Genomic DNA, 13,766 nt, shown 5'->3' with positions numbered 1-13,766 from the left:
GGGAGCTGTCCCCGAAAGGGGACTGAGGAATTGCATGAATTGATCGACCGAAGGGAGAAACCCTCATATTACCTCGGTTCTGAACACCAACGTGAATGAATGTGACTCGCTTCGCTCAAACAATCAATACAATTCATCCGCCTCCTTGCGGAGGCACCTTCCTTTCCCAAAGGAAGGCTTTTTAGGTTTTTCTACAATCTGAGCGCCCGGAGCAGCTACTCCGGGCGCTGATTATGTAATGATCTTCAATTACTGATTCTTCTCGAGATAGGCGACGATATCGCCGACCTTCTCAAAGGTCGCCAGCTCCTCATCGGGGATGACGATACCCTTCTCCTCCTCGATGGTCATGAGCATCTGTAACACATCGAGGCTGTCTGCGCCGAGATCCTCCTTGATACGGCTCTCGGGGGTGATCTCCATCCCGTTCAAATGGAGCTGTTCGTCCAGTATCTTTGCCAGTTCTTCAAACATGATAACTCTCCTCTGTTTTATCGGTTGAGATTGCCGCGTCGCTGAACACGTGTGTTCGCTCCTCGCAATAACATATTACAATTGCTGTAAAGCCGCTTCGATCTCGGCGTTCATCGCGCCCGCGGACATCCGGTACGCCTGGTCGATGCAGATCTTCACCGCCCTCGCGTCGGAGCTGCCATGCCCCTTGACGACGGTTTTCTCACAGCCAAGCAGCACGGAGCCGCCGTAGTTGTGGTAATTCATGAACTCCTTCTCCTCCATGAACATCTTCTTCATCAGCAGCGCGCCGAGCTTATAGATCGTCTTGGAGTAGATATCCTTTTTCAGCTTTTTGAGCAGCTCGAGCGCCGTACCCTCGGTCGATTTGACCAGCACGTTGCCCGAGAAGCCGTCACAGACAACCAAATCATACTTGCCCGACAGCAGGTCGCGGCTCTCCATGTTGCCGACAAAGTTGATCGCCCCGCACGCTTCGAGCATAGGGTAAGCAGTCTTGCGCAGGTCGTCGCCCTTCTCGCTCTCAACGCCGATATTCAGCAGGGCGACGCGGGGATCCTTAACGTTATAAACGTTCCTGAGATATGCCGTGCCGAGGATCGCCTGATGCACCAGCATCTCGGGGGTGATATCCACGTTCGCGCCCGAATCGCAGATACCTACGATCCCGCCGTCCATCGTCGGCAGGAGCGGACAGAACGCCGGGCGTCTGATCCCTCTGATCCGTCCGATCCTCAGGGTCGCGGCGGCGATCAGCGCGCCGGTCGCGCCGGTAGACACCATACCCGCGATATCCGGCTCCTTGCGGAGCATGGCGATCGCCTTGATCATGGAGCTCTCCCGCTTGAGGCGGATGGCGTCGGTAGGCTTATCCTCACCGGTGATCACCTCCGGCGCATGGACGATCTCGATACGATCGCCCGTGTAGCCGAGACGGTCAAGCTCCGTTTTTATCACATTTTCATCGCCTGTCAGGATCAGGCTCAGGTCGCTGTGCTCTTTTAAGGCGAGGACAGCGCCCTCTACGTTCGCCGAGGGGCTTTTGTCCCCGCCGAAACAGTCTACGATGATCTTCATTCCACAAGCCTCTTTACATACGCGCGGCGGCGCTTATGGCGCACCTCTTTGAAGCGCTTCCACTGATTCAGGATCGCGCTGTTGGTCTCGAGATTCAGGTTGGTCTCGGCATACTCGATGCCGCCGTCCCTGAGCATATCCATCACGGCGCTGCATATCACCGCCGAGATACCGCGGTTGAGGTAGCTCGGCTCCACCGCGATCAGCCCGAGGTCGATGACCTTCGGGTGCCTGATCGCCCTGAGCAGGCGTACCAGAGCGGCGGGAGTCAGCTTGCCCCGCGACTTCTGCACCGCCCTCGCGATCGAGGGAAAGCAGATACCGATGCATACCGCGCGGTTATTTTCATCTAAGATGATCGCGACGTGCTTCAGGTCAACGATCAGCTTGAACGACTTGATGATCTCGTCCTTCATCGCCCGGGTGAACGGCACGGTGCCGTAAAGGTGCTCGTAGCCCTTATCGATCAGACCGAAGAAATCGTCGCCGTATTTTCTGATAAAATCGTCGATGTTCTTCGCTTCACCCAGATGCAGGTTATAGCGCTTCATGACGAAATCCGCCATCTTCTTCATACTGCCGTCGTCGTTATCGGGCAGATAGATCTTGGATTCGAGCCAGTCGACCTCCTTCTCATAGCCGAGGCTCTCGATCAGTGTGCCGTAGTAGGCGGCGTTGTACTGTTCCTCGAAGGTGGAGAGCTGGTCGAAACCTTCCACCAACAGCCCCTCGCGCTCGAGATCGGAGAAGCCCAGCGGGCCGCAGGCGGTATCCATGCCCTTTTTGACCGCCCACTTCTCAACGGCGCCGAACAGCGCCGAAGCGACCTCGCGGCTGTCGATCGCATCAAAGCGGTTGAATCGCACGCGCTTCTCGTGATTCTTTTCGTTGGAGGCGCGCTGGATGATGCCCTGGATCCGCCCGACGACCTTCTCGCCGTCGTAGGCAAGGTAATTGATCACGTCGCAGGTCTCGTTGTAGATGAAGCCCGCCTTGAACATCCCCATCTCGTCGCCGTACAGCGGCGGGACAAAGTACGGGTTATCCTTATACAGCTCCAGCGGGAAGTCCACGAACTGTCGCTGCTGCTTCTTTGTTTTGACTTCTTGTATGGTAATCATAATGATCTTCTCTTGCCGTGGAAGCAGATACCCACGGTGTTGGGACCGCAGTGAGAACCCGCGGTGGGGTTGACGTCGACGATCATGGTACGCAGGTCTCTGCCGTAGCGCTCCTTGAGCATACGCTCGATCTCCTCGGCGATATCGCGGCTGTCGGTGTTGCCGATCAGTACGCGGTGATCCTTGACGTCCTCGCCGAGCGCGTCCACATAGCTGAGCAGGCGCTCCATCGCCTTGACTCTGCCCTTCTCCTTACCGACGGAGACCATCTTGCCCTCGTCGTTCATATAGATGATGGGGCGGATACCCAAGAGCGTGCCCATTGTACCCGCGATACCCGAGACCCTGCCGCTGTGGCGGAAGAATCGCAGATCATCCGCGAAGAAGTAGCACGCGACCTTCTTCACCTCTCTGTCAGCGTAAGCGAGCAGCTCCTCGGCGGTCTTACCCGCCTTGTAGAGGTCGCCGATCTCCAGCACGGTCTGCAGCGAGCAGAGGGTGATGCCCATGGTGTCGATCTCATAGAAATGACAGTCGGGATACTGCTCCAGAAGCTCCTTGACCGCGATATCCATGTTATCGAAGGTGGCGGTCATGTTGCGGGAGAAGTGGACGTAAAGGATATCGTCGCCGTTTTTGAAATGCGGCTCGAAGTAATCCTTGTAGCGCTGCGTCGAGATCGCGGAGGTGTTCGGTAATACCCCGCCGCGGAGCTTATCATAGAACGCGTGCGCGTCGAATTCCTCAAAGTCCTCATAAGGGTAGGTGGTCTCGCCGTCGATCGAATACGGCATGCTGATGAGGTGGTAGCCGTACTCCTTCGCCTGCGCGGGGGTGATGTCGGTATCGGTATCGGTAAACAGAATTAACATGGCTTTCTCCTTATATAAGATGTCATTGCGAGGAATGACCGCAGGTCATGACGTGGCAATCTCAACCGAACAAGGTGGGCGGATTCCCCTCCCGCAATGCAGATCATATCCGTTATCATTTTTCTTCGTATTTGTGCCGAAGCAGATCATTCCAAAATCAGAATGTAATCATAGATCGGCTGGCCGCCGTCGAGCATGATGACCTCGCTGCGGCGGTAGCTCGCGGTGAGCCTTTCCGCCATATCAGAGGCATGTGCGGCGTCGGTATCGCCGCCCGCCAGGATCAGTAGGATATCATAGCTGCCCGCGTTAAGGCTTTCGCACAGCGCGGTCAGCGCCGCTTCGGGCGTTTTTTCATCGACATAGATCTTATTGCCGACGAAACCGATGTAATCATCCTTGACGACCTCGACCTCGCCGCTGACGTCGCGGGACGCGCGGGACACCATGCCGGTGACAACGCCCCGTGCGACCTCGTTCAGCCCTTCGACGATCGTCTCGGGATCGCCCGCCTCGGGATCAAACATCGAGATCGCGGCGTAGCCCTCGCCGATATTCTTTGTACGGACGACGCGGATATCGGAGCCCTGATACAGCTGTGCCGCCTGCTCGGCGGTGAGGATGATATTGCTGTTGTTCGGGAAGACATAGACCGTCTCGGCGTTACAGGTATCGAACGCTTTGACCAGCTCCTCGGCGGAGGGATTCATGCTCTGACCTCCGTCGACAACCACGTCGACGCCCAGGGAGGTAAACAGATCCCTTAGTCCGTCGCCCGACGCTACCGTCACGATACCGAAAGGCTTCTGATGCTCCCTGTTGCGAAGCTTCAGCTCCTGCATGGAGTGACTGCCGTTGTGCTGGAGGGTCATGTTCTCGATCTTGGTGGTTAAAAACTCGCCGTACTGCTGACAGTGATTGAGGATATCGCCGGGGGTCTTGGTATGGACATGCACCTTGACGATACTGCCCTCCTTGAAGCAGACCACCGAATCGCCCACGCTGTTCAGCCAATCCGTAAAAGCGTCGGTATCGAAGCGGTCGATATCGACCTTGCTGCGCTGTAAACGGAGCAAAAACTCGGTACAGTAGCCGAACCGGAGCACACTGTCCTCGGTGAAGGCGTCGAGATCAACGTTCTGAGGGGTCGCGGAGGACGACAGCGCCTCATACGCTCCGCCCGAGAGCGCCTCGCCCATGCCCTGAGCGATATAGACGAGCCCCGCCCCGCCGGAATCGACCACGCCCGCGTCACGCAGAACGTCGAGCTTGTCAGGGGTATGCTCCAGCGAATCGGTCAGCTCGGGCAGCAGGGTATCGAACAGCTCCTCAAAGCTCTCGGGCTTCGCCTGTGCGGTCTTTTCCACGCCCTCACGGTAGACGGTGAGGATCGTGCCCTCTACGGGGGTCGAGACCGCGCCGTAAGCCTCGTCGACGCCCAGCTCCATCGCTCGGATAAAGCCCACGGTATCCAGCGCCGCGGCATCCTCCACCCCCTTCGCGATCCCCGCGAAGATACGCGAGAGGATCACGCCGGAGTTGCCACGCGCGCCGAGGAGCATCCGGCGCGCCGCGTCGGTCGCAACATCGCCGAGCAGCTCGCTCTCAGTCGCCTTGGCAGCGCCCGCGTTCACGGTCATGAACATATTATCGCCCGTATCGCCGTCCGGTATCGGAAAAACGTTGAGGTCGTTCACCGCCGTCCGGTTGGCGTCCAGCCGCTGTGCGCCCGCGCGGAGCATGTTCAGATATAATCTTCCGTCAATGCTAGTAATCATAATTATTCCTTTCATAGGAAATGGGTTTAAGCACACGCTTTTACAATTATATCACAATATTCGACAAAAGTCATCACAGAACACACAGATCAATTGTGAAGAAAACGCACAAGACTGCCCGCCTAATCTGCAAAAACAGATTGCAAAATCCTTTCATTTCCTGTAAGATGGTTTTATCAAAAAGACGGAGGAACCTATGACGAACGAGAGAACACCGACCCGCTACAGCCTGCTCGACGCCATCCGCGCCGCCGCGATCGTCAACATGATCGTCTATCACCTGTGCTACAACATCTTCTGTGTGTTCGGCGTATGGGCGGACTTCTACCGGCATCCCGCCGCGATCGTATGGGAGCGCCTGATCTGCGGCACCTTCATCCTGATCTCGGGCATGGCGGTCAACTTCTCGCGCCACGGCTACCGACGAGGCGTCATCGTCAGTATGTGCGGCTTTCTCATCACGATCGTCACCGTCCTCGTCATCCCCGAACAGCAGATATGGTTCGGCGTGCTGAACCTGCTGGGTATCTCCATGATCATCACCTTCGCGATACGCAGGGAACTCAGCCGCATCCCGCCGCTGCTCGGCATGGCGATCTTCTTCATCCTGTTCATGCTCTGCTACGGCATACCGCACCGTTATATCGGGATTTTTTCCCACCCCTTGATCAGTCTGCCCGACGCGCTGTACCGATACCGCTCTCTCGCGTTCCTCGGCTTCCCCGACGAGCGGTTCTACTCCTCCGACTACTTCCCGATTCTGCCGTGGAGCTTCCTGTACCTGAGCGGCTTTGAAGCATGGCGGTTGATCGAGAAGAAGGGGTGGCAAGCCGCCTTCATCCGCCGCGTCCCCGTGCTCGACTTCATCGGCAGGCACAGCCTGATCATCTACCTGGCACACCAGCCGATCCTGTACGGACTCTGTTGGCTCTGGTTTACGATTGCCGCAAAATAAAGGCAACACCGTTCTAATTAATCCTATTTAATCCTATTGATAGGATGTTCGCAATAACGATACAACATAAAAGGCCATCCCTTGACACGCCGTCTCGGGATGACCTTTGTTTATGAAAGTGATAATCGTTCGATTGCCTGATCCAGCAGGTCGATCGCGACCTGATGGGGATTGCCGACAGAGCGGTTGCCGCTCACGATCTGGCAGTAATCCTTATCGGGGATATAGAATACGGCGCTGCTGCATGAGGGGATCCAGCCCGTATGGTACATGACCTCGCTCCCGCCGACAGTCGCGAGCATCAGCCCGAAGCCGTAGCCGATCCCCTCCTCCGTGCTGTAATTCGTCGTCATCATTTTAAGAGAAGCCTCGCCGATGATCTTTTCGCCGAACAGTCCGCGGTACCACAGATACAGCTCGCGGGGTGAGATCAAGAGGTCGCCGCAGCCGTACTCGGCGCCCTTGACGGCGTAATAGTCCTCGGAGAACGCGACGCGGTCTGTCTGAGCGATCACCGCGTCCTTCACGTCGGCGGAATCATCGATGAACGAAGCGTGCGCGATATGAAGCGGCTTAAAAATATGCTCCCGCACATAATCATGATATGACATACCCGAGACCTTCTCAATGATCGCGGCGAGCAGTCCGTAGTTGGAATCGGAGTATTCGAAGCGCTCGCCCGGGGTAAAGCCCAGATCGGACGAGAACACCATATCGCGGATCAGCGCGATATTCTCAGCGGCGGTATTGTCGGTGCTGAGTGTGACCGCCTCGGAGAGCGTTTCATCCCCGTCGCAGAAAGCGACGATCTTCTCCTCACGCGTCTCGACCGAATAATCGGGGATTCCCGAGCGCTGGCTCAACAGCTGACGCAGGGTGATCTTCTCTGAGTGAACGTAATCGGGGAAGAAACGGTTGAGCTTGTCGTCAAGATCGAGCTTTTTATTTTCATACAACTGCAAAATACAGGCGGCGGTGAATTGCTTGGTGATCGAAGCGACGCCGTAGAGGGTATCGACCGTATTCGGCACGCCATCAAGCGCTTCGCCGAAGCCCTCGGCGTAGACCTCCTCCCCGCCGTAAACCGCTAAGACAGCGCCCTGCATCCCGTCGCTCCTGACGATCCGGGTAAAAGCCTCGCCGAGCTCTGTGTCCGAGCCGGCTCCTTTCTCCGTCGGAGAAACCGCCTCCGTCACCTCTGTCGGATGAGTATCGTTACTGCCTGCACAAGCGGTCAGGACGAACAGCAAAGATGCCAATATGATTGAGAGAATCGACCGTATTTTCATCGTTTCCATCCTTTCAGCCGCACGGTCACGAGTTGAGCGCACAGCCCGGTGAAGGCTCCCGCAAGACACCCCGACAGGAGCAGAAACGGATAGTATAACCATAACTGCGGCGTACGCAGAAGCACCAGCGCCATCAGCAGCTGTCCCGTGTTGTGGAGTACCGCGCCGAGCACCGACGCCATCCAGAGGTGCTTTTCGTCGATGACGCGCTTGAGCAGCAGCATCCCGATCAAGCAGAGATACGCGCCCGCCGCGCTGTAGAGCAGTGCGGAGATGTTCCCGCCGAACACGGCGCCGAGCACCAGCCTCACGGTCACCAGCATCGCGACCTCATACACTCGGTAGTGATACACCGCGTAAACGGTGATGATATTCGCGAGCCCGAGCTTGATGCCCGGGATCGGGAAGGGATTCGGGATCTGTAACTCCACGACGAAGATGATCAGCGCGACAGCGGTCAGCACGCCGAGCTGAGCGAGCCGTTTGACGTTCTCTTTCATGGCGTCACCTCGTCACGGCGTCCACGCCGTCGGCAGTTTCGGTAAATTCGATGACGAGCTTATGCGGCAGACAGACGACCGGCATCGCCGCGCTGTGCAGATATCCCATCTTTACGCAGGTCTGATCGGGACAGTCGGCGCTCTTGACGCGGATCTGATGATCCCTGATCTCGACGGTATTGACGTGACCCTGATATTCGACGTCAAAGGACGTATCGGCGGTCACGCCGAGATCGGCGGTATAGACGGTTTTGCCGTCGGACACGACGCGGACGAAGCTCTTCTTCGGCGCATTGAGCACCCATACCGACCCGATGATCCCGATGATAAAGATCACGCAAATCGTGATCAGAATTGGCTTATGTTTCATATAAACTCCGTATCATTAGTATTACACCGCCATAGTAACACATCAAGGCACAAATTGCAAACACAGATTGACTTCACGCCTGATCTGTGATAATCTTCTGTTATGAAACGATTGTTATGCGGCGCGATCTGCGCCATAATTTTACTCGCTCTGAGCGCCTGTGCGACTGCAAAGCCCGCCGTGACCTCCTTCGAGGCGATGGATACGCTCATGACCCTCACGGTCTACGGCGACGATAAGGTCGGCGATCAGCTCCGAAGCCGTATCGACGAGCTCGACAGCCTGCTCGACATGACGGACGAGAGCAGCGAGCTCTACCGACTGAACCGGGAGAAAAGCGCCTCCGTCAGCCCCGATACCGCCGCTCTGCTGAAGCGCTCCTTACAACTCAGCGAGGCGCTGCGCGGGAGCTTTGACCTTACGGTCTGTCCCGCTGTACAAGCATGGGGCTTTACATCCGGCGACTACCGTATCCCCGATGATGACGAGCTGAAGAAGCTGTCCGAAATGATCGACTATCGTCAAGTCACCCTCGACGGTGATTCCGTGAAGCTCTCCGACAATACCCGTGTCGATCTCGGCGCGGTCGCAAAGGGTTACGCCGCCGACTGCTGCGGCAAATTATTGGAAGAAAGCAAGGCGCAGGCGGCGGTGCTCAACCTCGGCGGCACCATCCGCTTATATGGCAGAAAGCCCGACGGCAGCCCCTTCAAGGTAGGCGTTGCCGATCCCGGGAACCCTGCGGCGTACTTCGGCTATCTGTCGCTCGACGGCGGCACTGTCGCGACCTCGGGCGGGTATGAGCGCTACTTCGAGCGCGACGGCAGGCGCTACATCCATATCCTCGACCCTAAGACCGCCGCTCCCGTCGAGAACGGCATACAGTCGGTCACGATCCTCACCGACGACGGTACGGCGGCTGACGCGCTGTCGACCGCGCTGTTCGTCATGGGACGCGACAGGGCGATCGAATATTATCACACTCACCCGAGTTTCGACTTCGTGATCCTCACCGACGACGGCACGATCTCCCTTACGGAGGGGATCACCGACCGCTTCACCCTCGCTCAGGGCTACGATCTCCGTATCGAAACCATCAACTAACCAAGGAGTAATTATGCGTAAAACTTCACGCGGCGGCTCGTTCTTAGTCGTGCTGCTGTTCAACATCATGCTCAACTTTCGCCTGACGACCCCGGGCTGGATCCTGCTGATCCTACACTTCATCATCCCGCAGTACATCAAGTGGTGGTACTGTCTGGTCTACTTCGGCGGCTTTCTGCTGTATATGATTATCTGGCAGCTCGTGCTGCGCGGGGTGATCCGCTGGGCGAATTCCGCCCCGCCTTATCCGCCCGTCAAGAACATCAACCCCTATTCGGTCAAGACCAACGACGTCAATATCCCGCTGTCACAGGCTCGCGGGAATGTCGATACAAACGACAAAGGAGAATGAATCATGAAGAAAGTACTGTGTATCCTTATCTGCGCCATGATCGCCGTGCTGAGTCTTTCCGCCTGCGGCGGTCAGTCCGCGTCTGACGGTCACATCATCTATGCGATCGATGAGAACAACGGCGACAGCATTACCGCGACCTTCTTCTCCACCGACAGCGACGAGAAGCTCGAGGTCAAGATGACAAAACAGGAAACCACCGAGAAGGGCACGCAGTTCGCCGCCAAGGCGAATACCGCAAAATTCGACCGCGTCATCTTCACCGTCGGCGACAAGACCACCGAGGAGCTGAGCTTCAACGACTACGTCGAGGGCTGGGTGCTGGGCTCGAACCACTTCTACCCCTACGACACCGGCTATCCCGAGCCGGAGTACAAGCGCGTCAGCTTCGATTACGAGAACCGCAAGAAGGATATCCTGATCTGGACGCCCGACACTTACGATCCGAACGGCTCCGAGAAATATTCCGTCATCTACATGACCGACGGCCAGAACCTCTTCAAGCGTCAGGCGACCTCCTACGGCTCGTGGGGCGTTGCCGAGAGCGTTCGGGCGATGAATGTCTCGAACGGCAACCCCTGCATCATCGTCGGTATCGAGAACGCCGACGGCTGGCGCGACAACGAGCTGACCCCCGATCTCGGCGAGGTACAGTCCGGAAACGTCGACAACAGCAGCTACAAGGAAGGTCACGGCGAATATTTCAGCGACTTCGTCGTCAACACCGTCATGCCCTATATCAACGAGAACTACAACGTCTATACCGACCGCGAGCACACCCACATCTGCGGCTCCTCCTCGGGCGGTATCGAGTGCTTCTACATTGCGATGGAGCATCCCGACCTCTTCTCCTCGGTAGGCGCGCTCTCCCCCGCGTTCATCCTGTACAGCGACCAAACATGGGTCGAGTACCTGAGCAAAAAAGATTTCTCAAAGAACGCTCCCTTCATCTACCTTTACTGCGGTAACGCGAAGTCCGATAACCTCGAGCAGATGCTCTATACCGGCGCCGTCACGATGCCCGAGAACCTCAAAAAGATCGGCTATCCCGCCGACAAGGTGACGATCAAGCTGTACGACGACGGCGTGCATAACGAGATGTACTGGCGCGCCGTCTTCCCCGACTACCTCAAGTACGCCTTCCCAAAACAAAATGCAACGATCGACGAAAAGTGATCTGACAGAACAAGGAACCGGACGACCCCCGCGGCTGTCCGGTTTCCTTTTGTGGGTTCTGACAAATATTGAACATATAATTCTACATTTTATCACTTGCATTTCGTCTGTATATTATTGTATAATTATTATGTATGAAAGTACATAGCCGCCGCGCGCCCTACCCTTGGCGGCTGACAACACCATATTTTCACTATAGGAGGAAAAGATTATGGGTCTTATCAAAGCAGGTCTGGGCTCCCTCGGCGGAGTACTCGCAGACCAGTGGAAAGAATACTTCGTATGCGACGCGATGCCCAAGGACGTCCTCGCGCGCAAGGGTCAGAAGAAGACCTCCGGCCGTTCCTCGAACACCAAGGGTTCTGACAACGTCATCACCAACGGTTCGGGTCTGGTCGTAGCCGAGGGTCAGTGCGCGATCATCGTCGATCAGGGTAAGGTCGCCGAGTACTGCGCCGTTCCCGGCGAATATACCTATGATTCGCAGACCGAGCCCTCCATCTTCGCGGGCTCCTTCGGCGACAGCATCAAGCGCACCTTCAAAGAGATCGGCAAGCGCTTCACCTACGGCGGCGAACCGCCCAAGGATCAGCGCGTTTACTATTTCAACACCAAGGAGCTGATGGAGAATCCCTTCGGCACCGCGAACCCCGTACCGTTCCGTGTCGTCGACAGCCGTATCGGCATCGACCTCGACGTCAGCATCCGCTGCAACGGCTACTACAGCTATAGAATCGAGAACGCGATCCTGTTCTACACCAACGTTTGCGGTAACTTCGCGGGCGGCGACTATATGCGCTCCGAGATCGACAAGCAGCTCAAGACCGAGTTCATCAACTCTCTGCGCCCGCTGTTCGGCAAGGTCTCCCACATGGAGATCCGCCCCTACGAGATCCCCGATCATGAGGAGGAGATCCTCGACGCCGCGAACCAGGTCCTCGACGAGAAGTGGGGACAGCTGCGCGGCTTGAAGCTCGTATCCGTCGCGTTCCAGAACGTCGACCTCCCCGAAGAGGATCAGAAGATGCTCAAGGAGGTTCAGCGCAACGCTGCCTTCCGCGATCCCAACATGGCTGCGGCTCACCTTGTCGGCGCTCAGGCTCAGGCGATGCAGGACGCCGCAAACAACCAGAACGGCGCGATGAACGCTTTCATGGGCATGGGCATGGCTCAGGGTGTAGGCGCCGGTCAGGCCGCCAACCTCTTCCAGATCGGTCAGCAGCAGGCGGCTCAACAGCCTGCGGCGCCCGCTCCTAAGGCGGCTCCCGCTCAGGTCGGCTGGACCTGTCCCTCCTGCGGCAAACAGGCGACCGGTAAGTTCTGCCCCGAGTGCGGTACTAAGAAGCCTGAGGATGATACCTGGACCTGTTCCTGCGGCGCAGTAAACAAGGGTAAGTTCTGCCCTAACTGCGGTCAGAAGAGACCCGAGGCTGCCGCTGCGTACAAGTGCAGCAACTGCGGCTGGGAGCCCGAGGATCCGCATCATCCGCCGAAGTTCTGCCCCGAGTGCGGCGACATCTTCGACGATAACGATAAGGTATAATTGAACAATACGCAGAAAGGCTATAGGCGATCTATAGCCTTTCTTTCAATCATTTCCATAAGGAGGAAGCATGGCAGTACATGAATATAAATGTCCGTGCTGCAGCGGGGCGTTAGCATTCGACAGCACGATCCAAAAGCTGAAATGTCCCTTCTGCGATACGGAGTTTGACGTTGAAGCGGTCAAAGGCTATGACGAAGACCTCAAGAACGCCGGTACCGATAACCTCGACTGGAATACCGACGCGGGTACCAAGTGGACTGAGGACGAGGAGACCGGACTGCGCTCCTATATCTGCAAGAGCTGCGGCGGCGAGATCGTCGGCGACGTGAACACCGCGGCGACCGAGTGTCCCTTCTGCGGTAACCACGCGATCGTGATGGAACAGTTCAAGGGCGACTTGAAGCCCGATTACGTCATCCCCTTCAAGCTCGATAAGGAGAAGGCGAAGGAGGAGTACAGAAAGCACCTACAGGGCAAGTTCCTGCTGCCCAAGGTATTCAAGGATGAGAACCACATCGACGAGATCAAGGGCATCTACGTCCCGTTCTGGCTCTTCGACGCCGACGCGGACGCCGATCTGCGCTACCGCGCGACCCGAACCCGCATGTGGTCTGATTCCGACTATAATTACACTGAGACCTCCTACTTCTCCATCTACCGTGCCGGCAGTATCGGCTTCGACCATGTCCCCGTAGACGGCTCGACTCGGATGCCCAACGACCTGATGGAGAGCGTGGAGCCCTACGACTTCCGTGACGCAGTAGATTTTCAGACCGCATACCTGTCCGGCTACTTCGCCGATAAATACGACGTTGACGCCGAACAGTCCGTTACACGCGCCAACGAGCGCGTCAAGGAATCCACCGTCGACGCCTTCCGCGATACCGTGAACGGTTATGCCACCGTCACCCCCGAGTACACCTCCGTTCGACTGCACAACGGCAAGACCAAGTACGCATTCTATCCCGTGTGGCTGCTCAACACTACCTACAAGGATGAAAAATTCATCTTTGCCATGAACGGCCAGACCGGCAAGTTTGTCGGCAACCTTCCTACCGATAAGGGCAAATTCTGGAAGGTCGCCGCGCTGATCACCGCCGTCTCGGGTGCGATCATCTACGCCGGCATGTGGCTGGCGCAGCTGTTGTAAGG

At 56.9% G+C, this 13,766-nt stretch carries 14 protein-coding genes; 6 read left to right on the top strand and 8 right to left on the bottom strand.

Annotation, left to right across the window (positions count from 1 at the left end; genetic code table 11):
- Positions 1-249 precede the first annotated feature (249 nt).
- From acpP to JKK62_RS11975, 5 genes are all read right to left on the bottom strand, one after another.
- A complete protein-coding gene (gene acpP, locus JKK62_RS11995; protein WP_201428088.1) occupies positions 250-474 on the bottom strand; it encodes an acyl carrier protein in 225 nt (74 codons plus the stop codon).
- A gap of 75 nt (positions 475-549) precedes the next feature.
- Positions 550-1,551, bottom strand: coding sequence for a phosphate acyltransferase PlsX (gene plsX, locus JKK62_RS11990; protein ID WP_201428087.1), 1,002 nt, complete (start codon positions 1,549-1,551; stop codon positions 550-552).
- Positions 1,548-2,672: an N-acetyltransferase gene (locus JKK62_RS11985; protein WP_201428086.1), complete on the bottom strand. Its 1,125-nt coding sequence runs from the start codon at positions 2,670-2,672 to the stop codon at positions 1,548-1,550. The genes plsX and JKK62_RS11985 overlap by 4 nt, the downstream gene beginning before the upstream one ends.
- Positions 2,669-3,544: a DegV family protein gene (locus JKK62_RS11980; RefSeq protein WP_201428085.1), complete on the bottom strand. Its 876-nt coding sequence runs from the start codon at positions 3,542-3,544 to the stop codon at positions 2,669-2,671. The genes JKK62_RS11985 and JKK62_RS11980 overlap by 4 nt, the downstream gene beginning before the upstream one ends.
- A 146-nt stretch (positions 3,545-3,690) precedes the next feature.
- The gene (locus JKK62_RS11975) at positions 3,691-5,322 is read right to left on the bottom strand and encodes a DAK2 domain-containing protein (protein WP_201428084.1); all 1,632 of its coding nucleotides are present in this window, start codon (positions 5,320-5,322) and stop codon (positions 3,691-3,693) included.
- A gap of 196 nt (positions 5,323-5,518) precedes the next feature.
- Between JKK62_RS11975 and JKK62_RS11970 the strand changes: the two genes are divergently transcribed.
- Positions 5,519-6,277, top strand: coding sequence for a heparan-alpha-glucosaminide N-acetyltransferase (locus JKK62_RS11970; RefSeq protein ID WP_201428083.1), 759 nt, complete (start codon positions 5,519-5,521; stop codon positions 6,275-6,277).
- A gap of 110 nt (positions 6,278-6,387) precedes the next feature.
- On the opposite strand, the gene JKK62_RS11965 is transcribed toward JKK62_RS11970, so the two are convergent.
- The 3 genes from JKK62_RS11965 to JKK62_RS11955 are packed head-to-tail and all read right to left on the bottom strand — an operon-like array spanning position 6,388 to position 8,436.
- Entirely contained in the window at positions 6,388-7,566 is a 1,179-nt protein-coding gene (locus JKK62_RS11965; protein WP_201428082.1) for a serine hydrolase domain-containing protein, read from the bottom strand.
- Positions 7,563-8,066, bottom strand: coding sequence for a Gx transporter family protein (locus JKK62_RS11960; RefSeq protein ID WP_201428081.1), 504 nt, complete (start codon positions 8,064-8,066; stop codon positions 7,563-7,565). Before JKK62_RS11960 ends, JKK62_RS11965 begins: the two co-directional genes overlap by 4 nt.
- Positions 8,067-8,070: 4 nt before the next feature.
- The gene (locus tag JKK62_RS11955) at positions 8,071-8,436 is read right to left on the bottom strand and encodes a NusG domain II-containing protein (protein ID WP_201428080.1); all 366 of its coding nucleotides are present in this window, start codon (positions 8,434-8,436) and stop codon (positions 8,071-8,073) included.
- A 102-nt stretch (positions 8,437-8,538) separates the two neighbouring features.
- Between JKK62_RS11955 and JKK62_RS11950 the strand changes: the two genes are divergently transcribed.
- From JKK62_RS11950 to JKK62_RS11930, 5 genes are all read left to right on the top strand, one after another.
- Positions 8,539-9,540: an FAD:protein FMN transferase gene (locus JKK62_RS11950; protein WP_201428079.1), complete on the top strand. Its 1,002-nt coding sequence runs from the start codon at positions 8,539-8,541 to the stop codon at positions 9,538-9,540.
- A gap of 13 nt (positions 9,541-9,553) precedes the next feature.
- Complete coding sequence (locus JKK62_RS11945) at positions 9,554-9,892, top strand: hypothetical protein (protein ID WP_201428078.1); 339 nt, start codon at positions 9,554-9,556, stop codon at positions 9,890-9,892.
- Positions 9,893-9,895: 3 nt separating this feature from the next.
- A complete protein-coding gene (locus JKK62_RS11940) occupies positions 9,896-11,068 on the top strand; it encodes an alpha/beta hydrolase (RefSeq protein ID WP_201428077.1) in 1,173 nt (390 codons plus the stop codon).
- 211 nt (positions 11,069-11,279) lie between these two features.
- Positions 11,280-12,611 (top strand): SPFH domain-containing protein, encoded by a 1,332-nt coding sequence (locus JKK62_RS11935; protein ID WP_201428076.1) that lies wholly within the window; start codon positions 11,280-11,282, stop codon positions 12,609-12,611.
- 70 nt (positions 12,612-12,681) lie between these two features.
- Complete coding sequence (locus tag JKK62_RS11930) at positions 12,682-13,764, top strand: TFIIB-type zinc ribbon-containing protein (RefSeq protein WP_201428075.1); 1,083 nt, start codon at positions 12,682-12,684, stop codon at positions 13,762-13,764.
- The last annotated feature ends 2 nt before the right edge of the window (positions 13,765-13,766 follow it).

Source organism: Ruminococcus difficilis, from assembly GCF_016680995.1.
This window is presented reverse-complemented; position numbering and strand designations above follow the sequence as displayed.